A 17,596-nucleotide genomic window follows, 5' to 3' on the forward strand; every position below is an offset into this window, starting at 1 on the left:
TATCAGGGCGGCATCTACGGCGAGATCTTTACCCAAGGGCGAATCTTCTCGAGCATTTTCTCGCCAATGCCCCTTACCCGCAAGAGATCTTCGACGGTCTGGTATGGGCGCCCCTCAATGATGGCATTGGCAGTCGCTTCGCCGACCCTGGGGATGCCCATCAGTTCATCTCTGGCCGCAGAGTTGACATCCACCATCTGCGTGGGCTGCTTCGGGTGCTTGTGCCCAGTCGCGATGCGGGCTTCCGAATCCTCCACTCGCTCGGCGCGACGCTCTTCCGCCAAGGCATCCCAATCGGTGTAGGCCCAGACCCCTTTGCGCTTATTGGCCGCCAGCAGTTCGCTGTCTCGCAGGACGTCCCGATAGTCTTCCTTGCTCAATCCCTTCGGAGTCGCTCGATACACGCCAAAGGCGCGGGCATGCCCCGCGGATACCAGTGACGTGGCAAGGTCCTCGCCTTGGGCTGTGGTAACGAATGCAAAAATGCGCCTGTACCTGCCGTCGCCTTTGGCATCGGAAAACGCGGTGTGCACAGTGAATGGTTCCGCCAACAGTGAACGCGTCGCGACGGCTGCGGCCTCCCCCAGGGATTTTGCCAGTTCGATAGAAGCGGTCGGCGTTCCGCCGTAACCGGAAATACCGAAGTACCGTCGCTGGGCACGTAGGCGCCTGGCGTCGGCGCCATCCGTAACATGCCACTCCAGGCAATCCGCACCATACAGGCGCAGCGTGTGTTCCGATCCGTCCGGGAAACGCACCAGAAAGCTGTCGCCATCCGCCCATTCGGCCGGCACCAAGCGAACGTTCTCAATGGCTTGCAGATCCGCGGCAAGAGCAAGTCCGTTCAGAAAGACAAGGACACAGAGCAGTGTTGATCGGATTACAGCGGAGAACATGATGTGAATCGAATGAGTTGATCCGGTCTGAGAGGGTGTTCATCTCGAAGATGGCAGCGGTGACGACAGAAACGCCCATCGGCAATGGCCTGCGCAAGGTTGTATTGGTACACGATCGAGCCGAAGTAGTCCAGCACCGCGGCAGTCCCAACGGGGTCGAAATGGCGTTCCGGGGTGGCGGAGAGTCCCAGGCGCAGGGTGATGCCGTCGGGCAGTGCCGCACGGGCGTTCTCGGCGCCCAGGTCGTGGACCTCGTCGGCGATCAGCAGGTGGTGGACGTTGCCGGCCGCGACCCGCGGGCGCAGGCGGGTCTGGAAGGCGTCGCTTTGAAAGGTCGCATTGGTGGTGACAATGGCCTGGACCTGGTCGAGCCCGGCGGTGAGGCGTTGGTATCCCTCTTCCAGTTGCGCCTGCCAGCGGTGGCGGCCCTCGAAGCAGGCGATGGCGTCGAGGCCGAAGGCGGCGATTTCTCTGATCCACTGGCGACAGAGATTGATGAAGGGACAGACGATGATCACGACCAGGGGCCGGTTGCGCTCGGCGACCTTGCTGGCGAGAACGAGCGCGGTGACGGTCTTGCCGGAGCCGGTCGCGATGGCGAAGACGCCGCGCCCGCCGGCCTTGCTCCAGGCGCGGATGGCGTCCTTCTGGTAGGGACGCAGTTCGAGCCCGGCGGGCGGGGTCAAGGTGGCGCCGGGGCCGGGCTCGCGGACCTGGTTGGGGTCGATGCCGGGCGGGGGTTGGTCGGGGTTGCGGTAGCGTTCCAGGAGGACGCGGCTGGCCTGGCTGAAGTCGATGATGGAGAGGCCCGGGACCTGGCCGGTCCACAGTGACTCGAAGTCGTCGATGGCGGCCTGGACCCGGCCTTCCGGGTCCTGCCAGGAGCGGAACACGTCCAGGTGCTCGAAATTCTCGACCAGGCCACCGGCGGTCTCGTTGGCGGAGCCGGAGAAGCTGACGTGGTGGCCGCGGTCGTCGGAGAAGACGCCGGTCTTGGCGTGGAAGAGGCCGCGGGCGTAGCTGCCCTGCGGGGTGACGCGTAGCGCCAGCTTGATCTCCAAGAGACCGGCGGCGGCGAGCCAGGCGAGCGCGTTGAGCCGGTCCTTGATCAGGGCGTCTTCGATCTCGGCCAGGCTGCGGGCGGCGATGGTGCGCAGCACCGCAGCCGGGGTGTCACGGGCACGTTCCAGGGCGGCGCAGTCGTCCGGTTCCAGGTGCGGGGAGACGATGAGTCGCATCCGCCCGCGCCGCAGCGCCAGGCTCGCGACCCCGCGGGCGGCGAGCGCGAGGCCGCTGCTGGTGAAATAGCCGGCGGCGCGGCGGTAGAGGACGGCTGACTGGAGACAGGGGACGAAGAAGCCGCGCACCAGGTCGTCCCGGCCGGTGCGGTAGGTGAGTTGCAGCGGGAGGTCGGTCAGGTTGGGCACTGGGTGTTCGGGTTCTGGGGCAGTGGCGGGCTGGGCGTCCGGTTACTGCTGCCAGGCGGCGGCTCAGTGTTGGCGGAGCCAGGCTTCGAGGTCGGTGACCGCGGTGAAGTCCAGCAGCGCCTCACCCAGGTCTTCGCTTCGTTCCAGCGGCAGATCGGCGATGCGCTCGGCGGTCTCCGCAGCCAGTACGCCGAAGCGGCGCCGCAGCAGTTTTTGCACCAGGGCCGAGGCTTCTGCGCGGCGGCCTTCCTCATGGCCTTCAAGATGACCCCGTTGGTAGGGTGTTCAATATCGGACCTATTTCACAAATTATCTTCATACAGTTTTAGTGTTTGATAACGAATCAATGAGAGCATGCCGACGCCGGGCCAGCATCGACGCACCGATATGCGCTTGCGCCCAGTGCTCGACATCAATCGTACGCACCGATTCCATCGCCTCCCGAATCAACGGAGTCGCCAGGTCGGCGATGAAGGCAGGAATCGCAAGCAGCAGCTTGCCGATCTCCTTGAGTGGCCCCCTGGCGGTGAAGCATTTGTATTTCCCGAAGACCGATTCGATGATATCGGAGGATGCCAGCCAGACATTATCAGTCGGGATCTTGGCGGCTTCCACTGCCACCTTCGCGAGCATCTGTTGGGTAAAGGCCGCCGTGCGTGGGGTGAGCGTTGACTGCGGTGGCAGCGTGGCCTGGAGTGATTCCTGGGAGCCCCGCTGGAGGCCCTTGGATTTGAGGTGCGACTGAATCAGCTTGGATTGCGCCATCATTTGCGCGTAATCCACCAGGTCATCCCGGTAGGACAGTAGCCAGGCAAAGCCGTCAAGGAAGCGGCTGTACCCAGCGTCCGCTTGCTGCCAGAACACATCGTCGAGCGTATCACTCTCGAGGTCTGAGTGTGTCTGCAGTGCCTGGCAAAAAGCCGCCCGGTCGGGATAGCGAATGCCGACGATGGCCCGCAATGGGTGCGCCCGGGCGGCGCCGAACCGCGCGCACAGGTGCTCCCATGCCGGCCACTTCAGGACGTATTGCGCGCGGATCGCGCTGAAGTCGCCGCGATCATGGTAGGCGAGGAGCCGTTGTGCCCACCGCACCTGGACATCCAGATTCATGAAACGCGCCTTGAGGCGCTGCCGAGGCGGCAGCAAGAAGGCCAGATCGGTCTGCTGCAAGGCTGACCAGGCGTTGCGACAGTGCGCCAGCAAGGACTCCCAGCGCGCGTCCCGGCCCATCTCGGCCTTGAGCAGCGTCGCGATCAGATGAGAAATATCATAAGTATAGACGCAGGCAGTGGCGTGCTCCTGAAACAAGGCGATGCCCTTGCGCAGGTCGCTGCCGTGGTCGGCAACGATCTGGACCGGGGGACCGGTGCGTTGCGCAACGCGCCTGAGCACGTTCGCGACCCACGCCCCCGTGCTGTGTGTGGTGATCTCCACGGCCAGCACCTGCATGGCGCCGTGACCCGGACTGTAACCGCTCCGAGCCAGTGCATTCACCGGAATACCCAGGATTACCAGGCACTTGGATGCCCCCAAGGCGATGGTATGATCAGCGACGTAGATCCAATCCGTGCGCCATTCCGGTTGGCGATTGAGGATCGCGAGACCGCAGCGATAGATCCAGTTCAGCACCGTGGTGTGGGCTGGCGCCGCCACCGGGAATGTCGCGCCGAACAGATTCAAGACCCGCGCCACGCCGCGACTGCCAAGCCCCGCGTGCAGATACAGCCGCATGGTCAACTGCATGACCATGACCGAATAGTGATGGCCGACCGGCGGGGACAGCGCAAGCTGTGGTGGCTCATCCACTGGTTCGTCAGCCGCCGGCGCCGCGGCCTCTTCGGCGCCCGTTCGCCCACGCTCCGCCTTTAGCGCACGCGCCTTCCACTGCGCGCGGCTGTGCTCCAGATCCCGAATCTTGACCTCCGCGGCCCGCAGGCGCTGCTGCCGCTCCAACGCTTTCGCCTTCCAGGCATCACGTGACCGCTGGAACAGGTTGGCCAGACGGCTCACTGGGCTCTTGAATGCGTTCATCACGTCGTGCGCGCTCCGGCAAGGCGGTCAGATCACCGCGCCAGTAGGCTGGCCAACCGTTCGCCGTTTGTCAAGGGCTGGGCATGAGCTAGTGTCGCACCGTCATCGTACCCACCCGAGCACAGAACCGACAGCCGGGCCTTCCCGGCAACACGCTTCTTGCATGGGCTTTTCAGCGCCTTTTTGGGTCAGATTGAACATCCTACCCCGTTGGTATCCGATGCGTTCGACAGAGGTGACGTAAGGCATGGTCTTGTTGCACTCCAGGATAGTGAGTTCCTGCCAGAGCTTGTTCTCCAACTCGGGAGGCAGGCGCCTCATCCAGTCGATGACGGCGAACAGGTCGATGATCCACTGGCGATCCCAGTCGCGCTCGTAGAGCAGCCGGGCGAGGCGCCATTTTGCCGCATAGCGGCGTTCGGTGTCGCCGCGGGTCTCGCGGGTGAGCAGATGCGCGGCGGTGACCAAGGCGAGGGGGTTGGGGATTTCACGGGTAGAGGCGCTTGGTCTTGATCCCGGCCAGCGTGCCGAGCGCGCGGTCGCCGGTCCGCGCAGCGGACCCTACGGGCGCGCAGCCGCAAGGCGTCCGGTACGGACCGCACAGTGTCGGGTGTCGTGTTGCTTCGGTGGAAACCCGAGGTTGCCGGATTCAGTGCCGACGCAGCCAGATGTCCAGGTCCACGAGGGAGTTGAAGTCCAGAAGGTCTTCGCCAAGTGCTTCGACTCGCTCCAGCGGCAGGGCCACGATTTGATCCTCGGTTTCCTGAGCAAGCGGGCCAAACCGGCGCCGAAGCAATTTTTGCACGAGGGCACCGGCCTCCTCTTGGCGCCCCCGCTGATACCCGATGCGTTCGACAGAGGTGACGTAAGGCATGGTCTTGTTACACTCCAGGGTGGTGAGTTCCTGCCAGAGCTTGGTTTCCAACTCGGGAGGCAGGCGCATCATCCAGTCGATGACGGCGAAGAGGTCGATGATCCGCTGGCGATCCCAATCCCGTTCATAGAGTAGTCGGGCGAGGCGCCATTTTGCCGCATATCTGCGCTCGGCGTCGCCGCGGGTCTCGCGGGTGAGCAGATGCGCGGCGGTGACCAGGGCGAAGGGGTTGGGGTCTGCCAACAGGCCTTCCAGGCGGGGCGCGTAATCGAGGAGCTTGACCAGCGGGTACTCCAGGACGTGCCGACAGCCGAACAGGTCCCAGCCGAAGGCGCCCGGACGCCAGTTGGGACTGTCGTCCGCGAGCACGGCGAGACTGGCGACGGGGCGGTCGTAGCGTTGGAAGATCCGGCAGTTGTAGGTGAACATCCGCTAGGCGAGGAACTCCGGAAAGTGGTGCTCCAGGGCGTTCTTCCAGGGGGTGTCGTTGTCGGTTGCGGGGGTGGGCTGGTCGGGGCGCTCGGCCATGGTTGAATCTCGGGTTCGTCGATGCCTTGTGATCATGGTGCCGGACGCTGCGTTGACGGCGAGGGCGATGGTCCGCACAGCGGACCCTACGCGGCGCCGCGCCCGTAGGGTCCGCTGTGCGGACCACTCAGGCATCCGCCGGCACCATGGCCAGAACGGGCTTGGGACCGGACCCCAGGCGGCTGCTGCCCGGGCGCACGAAGCGCCAGCTTGACCTCCAGCAGGCCGGGGGCGGCGAGCCAGGCAAGCGCATTGAGCCGGTCCTTGATCAGGGCGTCCTCGATCTCGGCTATGTCGCGGGCCAGGTCTTCGTCATGACCGGGGCCGCACACGCAGAGCGGCGCGGATCGCCCCCGGGTCCACTGCTCCGCCCTCGCCCGCCGACGCCCAGCCATTGCGTCGCTGCGCAAGGTGCGCAAGGTGCGCACGGCGCACCCTACCCCGATCGTCGGCCGCGGGCGCAACGACGATCGAGGCCGCGGTGCCCAGGGCCCGTCCTGCCGCCGGTCGCGCACAAAAAAGCGGGACCGGGCAAAGGCCCAGTCCCGCTTTGAATTCCCCGGCCTTCCCTGGCCGGCACCGATCAGATCAGTGGAATTGCTCTTCTTCAGTCGACCCGGTAAGCGCGGTGACCGAGGAGTGACCGCCCTGGATGACGGTGGTCACGTCGTCGAAATAGCCGACACCGACCTCCTGTTGATGGGAGACGAAGGTGTAGCCGCGCTCGCGGGCTTCAAACTCGCGTTCCTGAACCTTCTCGACGTAGTGCTTCATGCCCTGGCCGCGGGCATAGTCATAGGCCAGGTCGAACATGTTGTACCACATGTTGTGGATACCGGCCAGGGTGATGAACTGGTACTTGTAACCCAGATCGGCCAGCCCTTCCTGGAAGCTCGCGATGTCCTTGTCGTTCAGGTTCTTCTTCCAGTTGAAGGAGGGCGAGCAGTTATAGGCCAGGAGCTTGTTGGGATTGGCCTTGAGCAGCTCGTCGGCGAACTCCTTGGCAAAGCCCAGGTCCGGGGTCTCGGTCTCGCACCACACCAGATCAGCATAGGGGGCATAGGCCAGGCCGCGGCTGATCGCCTGCTCACCGCCGTTGCGCACCACATAGAAGCCCTCGTCGGAGCGGGCGCCGGTGAGGAAGGGCTTGTCGTTGGGGTCGACATCGTTGGTCAGGAGGTTGGCGGCCTTGGCGTCGGTGCGGGCCAGGAGCAGCGTGGGCACGCCCATGACATCGGAGGCCAGGCGCGCGGCGATCAGCTTCTCGACCGCCTCGCGGGTGGGCACCAGGACCTTGCCGCCCATGTGGCCGCACTTCTTGACGGCGGCGAGCTGGTCCTCGAAGTGGACCCCGGCGGCGCCGGCGACGATCATGTTCTTCATCAACTCGAAGGCGTTGAGCACGCCGCCGAAACCGGCCTCGGCATCCGCCACGATGGGCAGGAAGTAATCGATGAAATCCTTGTCGCCGGGGCCGATGCCGCGCGACCACTGGATCTCGTCGGCCCGCTTGAAGGTGTTGTTGATGCGACGCACCATGGTCGGGACCGAGTCATAGGCATAGAGCGACTGGTCAGGGTACATGGTCTCGGAGGTGTTGCCGTCGGCGGCCACCTGCCAGCCGGAGAGATAGATGGCCTCGATCCCGGCCTTGGCCTGCTGCATGGCCTGACCGGCGGTGATGGCGCCCATGCAGTTGACATAGCCCTTCTTGGAGCCGCCGCGTACCAGTTCCCACAACCGCTCCGCACCGCGCTGGGCGAGCGTGTGCTCGGGTTGAACACTGCCGCGCAGACGCACCACGTCGGCGGCCTTGTAGCCGCGCTTCACATCCGTCCAACGCGGGTTCTCTGCCCAGTCCATTTCCAGAGCCTTGATTTGTTCGTCGCGGGTCATGTGGTAACTCTCTTGAAGTGGTGGAAAAACCGGAAACTGCCTGCCTCGCCTCGCCCCCGGCGGGTCCCGCTGCCTGTTCGCGCGGGCCTTGTTCTTATTTACCGACCAAATATGTCGGTCTTAATCACGCAAATTACCGGGCTGGAGCGGATTTGACGAACCAATTCTACTAATAGTCAGTATTGGTGTTGCCAAGGGTCGGTGCGAGCGTCGATGATTAGCGGCTGAACACCACGGCGGCACCGTCGTCGACCGCCCGGGAGCCCCCGCGACTCCCCGCCCCCAGCCACAGGAACCCCAGCGATGAATGTGAACCCGGAAGCCTTCCGCACCGCCGCCATGGCCCAGGGGCTGGGCGAGGCGGACCTGAACCCGGACCCGGTGCTCCAGTTCCAGCACTGGTACGAAGACGCCATCGCCCAGGACCTGCCGGAGCCCAACGCCATGAGCCTGGCGACGGTCGATGCCGACGGCCAGCCCTACCTGCGCACCGTGCTGCTCAAGCTCTACGACCGGGCGGGCTTCGTCTTCTTCACCAACTACGACAGCCGCAAGTCGCACCAGATCGGGACCAACCCGCGGGTCGCCCTGCTGTTCCCCTGGGTCGCCCTGGCCCGTCAGGTGCACATCACCGGCAGCGCCCGGCGCATCTCCACCACGGATTCGCTGCGTTACTTCGCCACCCGCCCGCGCGGCAGCCAGATCGGGGCCTGGGCCTCGCCCCAGAGCCGGGTCATCAGCTCGCGCTCCCTGCTGGAGCTGGAGGTGGCGGCGATGCAGCGGCGCTTTGCCGAGGGGGAGATCCCGCTGCCGGACTTCTGGGGCGGCTACCGGGTGGAGCCCACCGAGATCGAGTTCTGGCAGGGGCGCGACTGCCGGCTGCACGACCGCTTCCGCTACCGGCGTGCCGCGGGCGCGGACTGGACGGTGGAGCGCCTGGCGCCCTGAGCGCACCCCGCGGCTTGCCCGAGCGCGCGGACTCCGGGAGAATCCGGGGCCAGTAGAAGCCGATCGCGATCACCAGCACCGGGAGACAGCACGATGCGTTTGAACCACCCCTGGCGCACCGGCGCCCTGTCACTCCTTGCGCTCGGCGCCCTGGGCCTGATGCCGGGGGCGGCCCGGGCCGGTCTCACCGACTTCCAGACCTGGACCCAGGTGCAGGACCCGCCACACGTGAGTTTCACCGGCCTTGCGACCGCGACCGAGGTGACCCTGAGTGCCGACGGCGGACCAGTCCCCGGCGGGACCGATATCGGCTACCAGAGCGTCGACGGCAAGACCCCCGGCGTCTCCAGCCTGGGCTATGCCTTCAGCCCCGGCGCCGACTTTGCCTTGGCGATCGATTTCGCCATCACCTTCGGCAACAGTCCGGTCGGGTATCTGGGGCTCGGCTTCGGCATCGGGGAGGACAGCGACGGGACCGACTCAGCCGGGGCGGCGCTCCTGTTCAATAACGGCAATGCCCTGGGGATCTTCGGCGCCGCCGCGCGGGTCGACGACGTCAACCAGACCCCGCTGGCGCTTCCGGTACTGGCTTCTGCCAGCGGCAGCATGTTCGTAAGCTACCAGGCAACGAGCGGCAACGTGACCTTGGGCGCGTCCCGCACCCAGGGTGTGTCCAATCCCACGGGCACCGGCACCTTCACCGGCATCCAGAACAACTGGGACGGCGGCAACCTCCTGGTCTCGTTCTTCCTGCGCAGCGACGGGTCCTTGGGCACACCCTGGCAGAGCGGCACGGCGCACGCGGTCTTCTCCAATCTGCGGGTGCTCTCCGGCACGCCCCTGGCCGTGCCCGCCCCGCCCCCGCTCGCGCTCCTCGCGCTCGGCCTCGCGGCGCTGGCCGTGCGGCGGCGGCCGGCGTCGAGCGCCGGGCAGCGGCGCCGGAGGGAGTAGGTCAGGTTGAACTGCGGCGGCTAGGACTGATGTTGTGTACTTCAAAGGCGCGCGATCGATCCCTGCCATGCGGGGCCCGGTCGCCTGCCGCCAGGCCGCGGCGCACGATGGCGCTGTCGCCAACCAGGACGACCAACCCAAAATGATCAAGACACCACCGCGACCGGTCCTCTTCTACGATGGCGGCTGCCCCCTGTGCCGACGCGAGATCGCCCATTACCGCCGACTCGACCGGGACGGCGCGCTCGAGTGGGTGGACCTGCTGGCCGCGCCGGAGCGCCTGCGTCAGGTCGGACTCGACACCCGACAGGCCATGGCCCGGCTGCATGTCATCGATGTCGATGGCCGCTTGATCAGCGGCGTGGCCGGATTCGTCGCGATCTGGCGGCGGCTCCCCTACTATCGGCACCTGGCCCGGGTCGTGACCGGCCTGGGGCTGCTGCGCCCCCTGGACTGGGCCTACAGTCACTTCGCCGCCCGGCGTTTTCGCAGCCGGTGCAAGGCGGGCGTCTGCGGGGTCGGTTGAGGGCGCCCGCTCATCCGGAGCAGTTCTCACGCAGAGGCGCAGAGGCGTTGCCCCGCGAGGTCCCCTCCGGACTTTCACGGTCAATCGGGGAATTGCTCTCACAAAGACACAAAGACACAAAGAAAAACAGATCATTGGAGGTGTTGGGCCGATCGCCGCCCAGGTGACTTCATCGACCGACATATCGCTTTGACGTTCTTTCTGATCTTTGTGTCTTTGTGTCTTTGTGAGAGAACTACTCTTTCTTCGTTCAGCCGCGACGAGACCGCGACGGCTTGCGCGGTCCGACCCCAACGGGGTCAGACATACCAGCCCAGGGCAACGCCCTGGGAGAGCGTCGTCTATTCGGGCCAGCCCTGAAAGGGCGTGACATAACGGCACAGACCCTGATGTCAGGCCCTTTCAGGGCTGGGCCCCGTCCCAGGGCCTTGCCCTCACTGCCATTAAGTTAAGCCGCACGGCTACTGGGAGCGCCGCACCCCAGTGCGGCGCGGCCTCCGGCGAACCCACACCGGCGGGGTTTTCTGCGAGATCGCGCCGCACTGGGGTGCGGCGCTCCCAGGCCTGGCCGGACTGGAAGTGGACCGGGGGTCAGGCCCCCGGCGGGCCCGCCTGCCGGTGGGCGCGCCCTTGGTCGAGCTCCTGCCCGAGCATCCGCGCCGGCTCCTGCGCCAGCACCAGGTCCCGCCACAGGGGGACCTGCCAGCGATAGCCGTCCCCCTCGCGCCCCACCAGGAAGGCGAGTTCCAGCCGGGTCAGTGACTCCTTGATCGACTCCGGCGCCACCTGGAGCCCGCCCAGCAGGTCCAGCACGTCCGCCAGCCGGAACCGCTCCCGCCCGATCAGCCCATAGACGATCACCCGGTCCAGCCGTGCCGCCGCCGGGTCCGCGGTCAGTTCCCCCCAGCCCTCCAGCGCGCTGCGCAGCGACCCGCTGGTCAGGGCACGTTCCAGGTCCGAGTCATCGAGCACCCGCTGCGCGAGCCCGAGCCCCTGGAGCATCTGGTCGCACAGGATGGCGATCAGGTTGGCCCGCCCGCCGGTCCGCTCCAGGATGCGCTCCACCATCCCCGTGTCGGCATAGGTCAGCCCCAGGGCCGCCATCGGCTTGGTCACCAGGTCCCGGCACGCCTCCGGCTCCAGTGCACCGATCTGGATGGTCTCGGCGAAGTTCTTGATCGGCGACTGATAGTCGAAGCTGGCGGAGCGGTACAGGCTCCAGAACCCGGCCAGGATGAAGTGGCAGCGGCCCTCGTCGCTCAGTGACCGGAAGCCGTTCAGACAGGCATAGCCGCGGGCGGCGTCCGCGGCCACGAAGGCGTCCGCCTCGTCCAGCAGCAGCACCCGCCGGGTGCCGGGCGGTACCTGCGCCAACTGCCGCAGCAGGTCCTGCAGGGGTGTCGCCATCGGCAGCCCCAGGGCGGCGGCGAGCCGGGACTCCATGCTTGCCTGGCCCACGGACAGATAGCGGCAGTCGACGCCCTTGCGCCCATCAAAGCGGCGTTGCAGGGCCAGCAGCAGGCTCGACTTGCCGAGCTGGCGCCCGCCCACCAACAGATAATTGGCCAGGTCCCCGCGGTTGAGGATGTCCGACAGGATGCGGGTACGGCCGAAGAAGCCGGACTCCTTACGCACGCCGAGGCTCGTCTGGTACGGCGAGATGCGCGCTACCTTCACATAGCGTGCGATCAGGCGGGCGAAGGTGTCCACCGGCTCCGCGGCCAGCAGCAGGGCGGAGAGTTCGCCGTCCTGCGGCGCCACCCACCAGGTCTCGGGGGAGCGGCAGCGGCGGCTGAGATCCGCGCACTGGTCGGGGTCGCGCCCGAGCACCAGACAGGGCCGGTCGCCGCCGGTGCCCAGCAGCGTCAGCACGTCCTGCGCCGGCCAGTCCGCGGGCGGGAAGGCCACCCGGCAGGCGTTCAGGTTCAGCGGAAAGCCGTCCCCGAGCGTCAACTCGAAGTGCTCCATGGCCCCACCGTCCCCCAGCCCTTCGAGCCGTTGCCAGCCCGCCCCCAGCCGCTCGGCCAGCCAGCGTACCTGCCCCTCCGGCGACTCGCCGCGGAACCGGATCGCCCGGTCCAGCCAGCGCCCCTGCACCCCGCCGGCCGCGAGCACAGCGCCGAGCCGGCGGGTGCGCCGCAGCAGGGTGCGCGCCCGCTCCAACTGACCGAGCCCGAGCCCGGCCAGGGCGGCCGGGTCCGCGGCCAACCGGCGGGTCAGCGGGTGGGTGTATTGGCGCAGCGACCAGAGCAGCGCGGACAGGGTCAGGACCAGCGCGGCGAGTCCGGCATAGAGCTGCCAGGGCGGGGTGGGCAGGCGGATCGGCCGGTCGGCGAAGGTCCAGTCGTGGGGCGGATAGGAGCGCTCATCGACGACCAGGGTCAGGCGGCTGTCCTTGTCCACCCGGGCGCCCTTGGGCAGCGCGAAGGAGAGCGGTAGATCGGCGCCCGCCTTGACCAGGGGCTGGCTCTGACGCGGGAGGTCCGCGGCGAGGCCGGTCAGATGGGCGCGCACCTCCGCCTGCTCCAGGTCCTGACCGCCGCCGTTGCGCAGCCTCACCGAGACGGCCGGGGCGTCTCCCGGGACCAGTTCGGGCTCCGCCGCGACGACGATCCCCGGGGCCGTGGCGCGTATCGGGACTTCGACGGCTCCCGCGGTCCCGTGGGCGTGGTCCAGTTGGAGCCGCAGCCGGCCCGTGTGGGCTTGCGGGTCGGTCCAGGCGGCGAGATAGGAGACCTGGCCGGTGAGGTCGACCGACTGACCGGGGTCGAGACGCGGATGGACCGGCGGCGGAATATAGAGCAAGGGGTCGCCCAGGTCGCGCGCTTGGCGGATGCGCAGCCAATAGGCAGGGACCGAGCCCTGGTTGACGATGCGGACGCTGACCTCGGTGGAGCGGCCGTCGCCGGTGGCTAGGTCCGAAACGGGCCTTCCCCTTTCGAGTGCGTAGAACTCCAGGCGGGCGGGCTCGGCGCCGGCTGGCGGGGGCACCGGGGTCAGGAGACCGTTGGCCCCCTTGCGAACCAACAGCGAGCCGTTGTCATGCCGCCAACAGCGCCCCTCGGCGGGTCGGCAGGCGACCCATGCCCCATCGCGACCGCTGGCCAGGATCGCATTGCAGACTCCCGATTTCGGGTCCCACAGGCGCACCGTCTTGTCGCCCGAGGTGCTGGCGAGCAGGCGCCCGTCGGGGCTGAAGGCGACCCAATCCCCGTGCCCCTCCAGGGTGCGCACCGCCGCCCCCGTGGCCAGGTCCCAGAGGCGCACCGTGTTGTCCGAGGCGCTGGCGAGTAGGCGCCCGTCAGGGCTGAAGGCGACCATCTCCCCTTGCTTCTTCAGGGTGCGCACCACCGCCCCGGTGGCAGGGTCCCATAGACGCACCGTCTCGTCCCACGAGGCGCTGGCGAGCAGACGCCCGTGGGGGCTGAAAGCGATCGCTTTAACCTCGTCCTTCCCCCGTTCCCGCAGATGCGGGTCACCATAATATGGGGAGCCCTCCAGGATGCGCACGGCCCCCCCCGTAGCCGGGTCCCACAGGCGCACCGTGTTGTCATCCGAGGCGCTGGCGAGTCGGCGTCCGTCGGGGCTGAAGGCGACCGCGTTGACCACATCCCCGTGACCCTCCAGGGTGCGCACCGCCACCCCCGTGGCCGGGTCCCACAGGCGCACCGTGTTATCCTCCGAGGCGCTGGCGAGCCGGCGTCCGTCGGGACTGAAGGCGACCGCGGTGACCTGATTCCCGTGCCCCTCCAGGCTGCGCACGGCCGCCCCCGTGGCCGAGTCCCACAGGCGCACAGCGTTGTCATACGAGGCACTACTAGCGAGTAGCCGTCCGTCGGGGCTGAACGCGACCCCGGTGACCCAATCCCCGTGCCCCTCCAGGGTGCGCACGACCGCCGCGGTGGCCGGATCCCACAGGCACACCGGATTGACTCCCGAGGCGCTGGCAAGCAAGCGCCCATCGGGGCTGAAGGCGACCGCGTTGACCCAATCCCCGTGCCCCTCCAGGGTGCGCACCACCGCCCCCGTGGCCGGGTCCCACAGGCTCACCATATCCCTCGAGGCGCTGGCGATCAGGCGCCCGTCGGGGCTGAAGGCCACCACGGTGACCGAACTCCCGTGCCCCTCCAGGGTGCGCACTGCTGCGCCCGTGGCCGGGTCCCACAGGCGCACGGTGTTGTCGCGCGAGGCGCCAGCGAGCAGGCGCCCATCGGGGCTGAAGGCGATAGCACCGACCGGCGCGTTATCTCCCGCGAGATTTCTTACTGTCGGGCCCGTGGTCAGTTCCCACTGGCGGACGCTCGTACCCGCGGAGGTGCTCGCGAGGAGGCGCCCATCGGGGCTGAAGGCGACCGCGGTGACCTCTCGCTGCCACACCGCGCCTTTAGGCGCCCCAGTGGCCGGGCTCCAGAGCCACACGGTGCCGTCGTCCGACACGCTTACCAACTGGTCCCCGTCGGGGCTGAAGGCGACCTTGACCTCGACATAAACGACGCGAAGAACGTCAAACCCTATAGGTCCCTCCGTGGGCTCGGTATACACCGTGCAGTCCTGCCCGAGGCACGCCCCCGTGGCCGGGTCCCAGAGGCGCACGGTGCCGTCTCGCGAGGCGCCTGCGAGCACGCGCCCGTCGGGGCTGAAGGTGATCGCTTCGTCCGTTTCCTGATACCGCTCTAGGGCACGCACGAGCGCGCCGGTGGCCGGGTCCCACAGGCGCACGCGATCCCGGGACGCGCTCGCCAGCAGCCGTCCGTCGGGGCTGAAGGCGACCGCAGTGACCGAATACCCGTCCCCTTCCAGGGTGCGCACGGCCGCGCCCGTGGCCGGGTCCCAGAGGTAAACCACGTCACCCGAACCACTGGCGAGCAGACGCCCGTCGGGGCTGAAGGCAACCGCGCTGACCACCTCTTGCGGCATAATCCCAGCAATGACCCCTTCCGGATCATCGATCACCTCCCCCTCCGCCACCAGCGGCAGAAAATCCCCAGCCGCCAGGCCGCGCGCCAGGCACAAGAGCAAGAGCCCCCACCACCCAAGCCCCAGCCGCCGCCAAAGCCCCCCCGCCCGGCTCATGCGAGCACCCGCAGCCCCGCCCCAACCACCGCCGGGCAGCGCCAGACCAGCCGCTCCTGACCCGCCGGGCCCTCGGCGCGCAGCAGGTTCAGCCAGTAGAGCCGGCGGAGCCCCGGGTTGCCGATCCAGGTCCGAAAGGCCCCCAGGTCGGACCGGGCCAGCCACTCCTTGAGGTCCCGGCGCTGGTCCGGGTCCTGGGCGATGGCGCTGAACTGGGCCTCGATCTGGCTGGAGCGCTCAAGCGCCTGGGTACACTCGGGCAGCGGCCGACCCTTGGCCCGGAGCCGCAGGGCGTCCAGGATCAGGCGCGGGTGTCCGCCGCTCGCCGTCAGGATCGCCAGGGCGTCCTCCGCGGACAGGTCCAGGGGCGGGGTGCAGTGCCGGGCCTGATCCATCAGATCGCCGGTGTTCCACTCGGGCCAGTGCCTGGGCTCGGCGTGGCTCAGAAAGGACAGGTCGCCCTGGGCGTATTTGAGCCCGGCGAGCCCCTCGCCGCCCACGAGCACGACGCGCAGGGCCTCACCGTGGAAATCGGAGAGTCCGCGCAGGCAGGCCGCGAGCCGCGAGCGACCGGCCTCGGAGCAGGAGTCCAGGCCGCTGACCAGCAGGAACAGCCGCTCACCGGCGGCGAGCCGATCCTCCAGGCGGGACTCGAAGGCGCCGGCATCCTGGGGCGGCGGCTGCATCCCGGCGCGCCGGCCCAGGGTGGCGAAGAATTCGGCCTCGGTGGCCTCCGGACCCTGGGGCGGGGCCAGGCGCAGCGCCCGTTCGGAGCCGCAAACTTCCTTCGACCGCTCGTGCAGCGCCGCCAGTGAGCCGTTGAGTTCCCGATCCTTCTGGGCGAGCAGGATCAGGGTCGGGTAGCTGTAGAGAAGCTCGAAGACCTCGTCCAGGAAGACGCTGTCGCTGGGCAGCGGCGGCGGGTCGGCCGCCAGGCCGTCGGCGGGAGCGGTCGTCGGGGCGGCGCCGGTCCCTGACGCGGGGGGCCGGCCGGTGATGCCCCAGACCAGGCGCGCAAGGTCCTCGCCATCGAGCCCGCCGCGCAGGTCAACCCAGGTGCGGTTAGCCAGGAACAGCGGCAGTTCCGGCTGCACCGGCGCCCCCGGCAGGACCACCGGGATGACCGGCCGGCCATCGCGCACGGCCAAGGTCAGTGCCCCCCGCATCTCCTCGTCCTCCCAAGGCCCGATACCGTCCGCGGCCACACAGACCGCGACGCTCGCGGCGCCCTTGATCCCCTGCTCCAACAGGCTCTGCCAGGGCAGACCTGGGCGCAACTGCTCCTCGTCCAGCCAGCAGCGCACACCCTGCCCCTCCAGGGCCAGTTTGAGCGCCCGCACGGCGGGCTTGTCCTTGCTGTTGTGGGAGAGGAAGCAATCGAAGCTGGGCATGGCCGGTTCCTTTGTCGGATCATCCGCCGATTATGCCCGCCCGCGGCGGGCCTGTCCCGTGCCGCCCTTCGTCACCATTCCCGGCGGCGGTCTTCGCGGCAGCCCGTCGCGGCCGGGGGCCGCTCCTACGGCGTAGGAGCGGCCCCCAGGCCGCGACGGGTAGCAAACAGACACAGCGCGGCGGCCAGGACGCTAAGCGGCGTCCATCACCCGCATGTTCGACCGCCCAGGCATGATGCCGCTCGCGGCGATCAAGAAAGGCCACCAAGGGTCCGGTATCAGCGATGGCCCAGCGCGTCACGACCGAACCCTTCCAGGTGCCGCGGATGACTGGCCAGGTCATCGACGCCCGAATCGATGATGCCCGCGCCATCCGCCATCAACGCCGATAGGTCCGCCGCCATCGCCCCCGGCTCAAGCTGCATTTGCTTGGAGTCCAACCGCTGCGCCGGGGGCAGCAAGCGGCGCAGTGCCTCTGCCAGCAGGTCGGCCAGACGCAGGCCGCGCCGGGCCGCTTCAGTATTGGCCTGACGCAGCAGTTCGTCCGGTAGATCGACGGTGGTCTTCATGGCTCGATACTCGGCAGAAGGACGGATACGGATAGGAACTTCAACGACCAGAGACTGGATATAGCCCCGATCCCAGCCACGCGAAGGGCGCCGGTCAAGGCGGTTCGCGAGTTGCCGTCAGCCGGTGTCGGAGCACGAGCACGAGTCCAGTCCGATGCCGTCCACGGCGACACAGACCGCGACGCTGCCGGCGCTCTTGATCCCCTGCTCCAACAGCGTCTGCCAGGGCAGCCCGGGCCGCAACTGCTCCTCGTCCAGCCAGCAGCGCACCCCCTGCCCTTCCAGGGCCAGTTTGAGCGCCCGCACGGCGGGCTTGTCCTTGCTGTTGTGGGAGAGGAAGCAATCGAAGCTGGGCATGGCCGGTTCCTTTGTCGGATCGCCCGCCGATTATGCCCGCCCGCGGCGGCCCTGTCCCGTGCCGTGCTTCGTCACCATTCCAGGCGGCGGTCTTCGCGGCTGCACGTCGCGGCCTGGCGGCTGCTCCTA

At 67.9% G+C, this 17,596-nt stretch carries 15 protein-coding genes; 3 read left to right on the top strand and 12 right to left on the bottom strand.

Going from position 1 to position 17,596, the window contains the following annotated elements; all coding sequences use genetic code 11:
- Positions 1–14: 14 nt before the first annotated feature.
- The 8 genes from THSYN_RS33995 to aceA form a co-directional block, all read right to left on the bottom strand.
- The gene (locus THSYN_RS33995; protein ID WP_157817733.1) at positions 15–896 is read right to left on the bottom strand and encodes a helix-hairpin-helix domain-containing protein; all 882 of its coding nucleotides are present in this window, start codon (positions 894–896) and stop codon (positions 15–17) included.
- A complete protein-coding gene (locus tag THSYN_RS16350) occupies positions 881–2,323 on the bottom strand; it encodes a DEAD/DEAH box helicase family protein (protein WP_100920078.1) in 1,443 nt (480 codons plus the stop codon). Before THSYN_RS16350 ends, THSYN_RS33995 begins: the two co-directional genes overlap by 16 nt.
- Before the next feature lie 63 nt (positions 2,324–2,386).
- Complete coding sequence (locus THSYN_RS16355; protein ID WP_157817734.1) at positions 2,387–2,542, bottom strand: DUF4351 domain-containing protein; 156 nt, start codon at positions 2,540–2,542, stop codon at positions 2,387–2,389.
- A 96-nt stretch (positions 2,543–2,638) separates the two neighbouring features.
- Positions 2,639–4,354: a hypothetical protein gene (locus tag THSYN_RS16360; RefSeq protein WP_100918684.1), complete on the bottom strand. Its 1,716-nt coding sequence runs from the start codon at positions 4,352–4,354 to the stop codon at positions 2,639–2,641.
- A 102-nt stretch (positions 4,355–4,456) separates the two neighbouring features.
- Positions 4,457–4,822, bottom strand: coding sequence for a hypothetical protein (locus THSYN_RS16365; RefSeq protein WP_216644552.1), 366 nt, complete (start codon positions 4,820–4,822; stop codon positions 4,457–4,459).
- Between the two features lie 181 nt (positions 4,823–5,003).
- Positions 5,004–5,657 carry a DUF4351 domain-containing protein gene (locus tag THSYN_RS16370; RefSeq protein WP_100920080.1) on the bottom strand — a complete coding sequence of 218 codons (654 nt, stop codon included), beginning with the start codon at positions 5,655–5,657 and terminating at the stop codon, positions 5,004–5,006.
- A 185-nt stretch (positions 5,658–5,842) separates the two neighbouring features.
- Positions 5,843–6,088 carry a phospholipase D-like domain-containing protein gene (locus tag THSYN_RS16375; RefSeq protein ID WP_100920081.1) on the bottom strand — a complete coding sequence of 82 codons (246 nt, stop codon included), beginning with the start codon at positions 6,086–6,088 and terminating at the stop codon, positions 5,843–5,845.
- Between the two features lie 256 nt (positions 6,089–6,344).
- Complete coding sequence (gene aceA / locus THSYN_RS16380) at positions 6,345–7,652, bottom strand: isocitrate lyase (RefSeq protein WP_100920082.1); 1,308 nt, start codon at positions 7,650–7,652, stop codon at positions 6,345–6,347.
- A gap of 303 nt (positions 7,653–7,955) precedes the next feature.
- Here aceA and pdxH point away from each other — a divergent pair, with 303 nt between their 5' ends.
- The 3 genes from pdxH to THSYN_RS16395 all read left to right on the top strand — a co-directional run bounded on the left by pdxH (position 7,956) and on the right by THSYN_RS16395 (position 10,077).
- On the top strand, positions 7,956–8,600 hold the full coding sequence (gene pdxH, locus THSYN_RS16385; protein ID WP_100920083.1) for a pyridoxamine 5'-phosphate oxidase: 645 nt from the start codon (positions 7,956–7,958) through the stop codon (positions 8,598–8,600).
- A gap of 93 nt (positions 8,601–8,693) precedes the next feature.
- Complete coding sequence (locus THSYN_RS16390) at positions 8,694–9,551, top strand: hypothetical protein (RefSeq protein ID WP_100920084.1); 858 nt, start codon at positions 8,694–8,696, stop codon at positions 9,549–9,551.
- A 142-nt stretch (positions 9,552–9,693) separates the two neighbouring features.
- Positions 9,694–10,077: a thiol-disulfide oxidoreductase DCC family protein gene (locus tag THSYN_RS16395; protein WP_100922461.1), complete on the top strand. Its 384-nt coding sequence runs from the start codon at positions 9,694–9,696 to the stop codon at positions 10,075–10,077.
- Between the two features lie 591 nt (positions 10,078–10,668).
- Here the strand turns inward: THSYN_RS16395 and THSYN_RS16400 are convergent.
- The 4 genes from THSYN_RS16400 to THSYN_RS16415 all read right to left on the bottom strand — a co-directional run bounded on the left by THSYN_RS16400 (position 10,669) and on the right by THSYN_RS16415 (position 17,467).
- Positions 10,669–15,150 (bottom strand): AAA family ATPase, encoded by a 4,482-nt coding sequence (locus tag THSYN_RS16400; RefSeq protein ID WP_100920085.1) that lies wholly within the window; start codon positions 15,148–15,150, stop codon positions 10,669–10,671.
- On the bottom strand, positions 15,147–16,541 hold the full coding sequence (locus tag THSYN_RS16405; RefSeq protein ID WP_100920086.1) for a toll/interleukin-1 receptor domain-containing protein: 1,395 nt from the start codon (positions 16,539–16,541) through the stop codon (positions 15,147–15,149). Before THSYN_RS16405 ends, THSYN_RS16400 begins: the two co-directional genes overlap by 4 nt.
- Positions 16,542–16,819: 278 nt before the next feature.
- The gene (locus tag THSYN_RS16410; RefSeq protein WP_100920087.1) at positions 16,820–17,110 is read right to left on the bottom strand and encodes a hypothetical protein; all 291 of its coding nucleotides are present in this window, start codon (positions 17,108–17,110) and stop codon (positions 16,820–16,822) included.
- Between the two features lie 117 nt (positions 17,111–17,227).
- On the bottom strand, positions 17,228–17,467 hold the full coding sequence (locus THSYN_RS16415; protein ID WP_100920088.1) for a toll/interleukin-1 receptor domain-containing protein: 240 nt from the start codon (positions 17,465–17,467) through the stop codon (positions 17,228–17,230).
- Positions 17,468–17,596 lie beyond the last annotated feature (129 nt).

Origin of the sequence: Candidatus Thiodictyon syntrophicum (assembly GCF_002813775.1) — a bacterium.
Taxonomy (GTDB): domain Bacteria; phylum Pseudomonadota; class Gammaproteobacteria; order Chromatiales; family Chromatiaceae; genus Thiodictyon; species Thiodictyon syntrophicum.

Coding starts and splice junctions, on each gene's coding strand:
- THSYN_RS33995 (WP_157817733.1), bottom strand. CDS start 896: ATGTTCTCCGCTGTAATCCGATCAACACTGCTCTGTGTCCTTGTCTTT.
- THSYN_RS16370 (WP_100920080.1), bottom strand. CDS start 5,657: ATGTTCACCTACAACTGCCGGATCTTCCAACGCTACGACCGCCCCGTC.
- aceA (WP_100920082.1), bottom strand. CDS start 7,652: ATGACCCGCGACGAACAAATCAAGGCTCTGGAAATGGACTGGGCAGAG.
- THSYN_RS16360 (WP_100918684.1), bottom strand. CDS start 4,354: ATGAACGCATTCAAGAGCCCAGTGAGCCGTCTGGCCAACCTGTTCCAG.
- THSYN_RS16415 (WP_100920088.1), bottom strand. CDS start 17,467: ATGCCCAGCTTCGATTGCTTCCTCTCCCACAACAGCAAGGACAAGCCC.
- THSYN_RS16410 (WP_100920087.1), bottom strand. CDS start 17,110: ATGAAGACCACCGTCGATCTACCGGACGAACTGCTGCGTCAGGCCAAT.
- THSYN_RS16405 (WP_100920086.1), bottom strand. CDS start 16,541: ATGCCCAGCTTCGATTGCTTCCTCTCCCACAACAGCAAGGACAAGCCC.
- THSYN_RS16400 (WP_100920085.1), bottom strand. CDS start 15,150: ATGAGCCGGGCGGGGGGGCTTTGGCGGCGGCTGGGGCTTGGGTGGTGG.
- pdxH (WP_100920083.1), top strand. CDS start 7,956: ATGAATGTGAACCCGGAAGCCTTCCGCACCGCCGCCATGGCCCAGGGG.
- THSYN_RS16395 (WP_100922461.1), top strand. CDS start 9,694: ATGATCAAGACACCACCGCGACCGGTCCTCTTCTACGATGGCGGCTGC.
- THSYN_RS16390 (WP_100920084.1), top strand. CDS start 8,694: ATGCGTTTGAACCACCCCTGGCGCACCGGCGCCCTGTCACTCCTTGCG.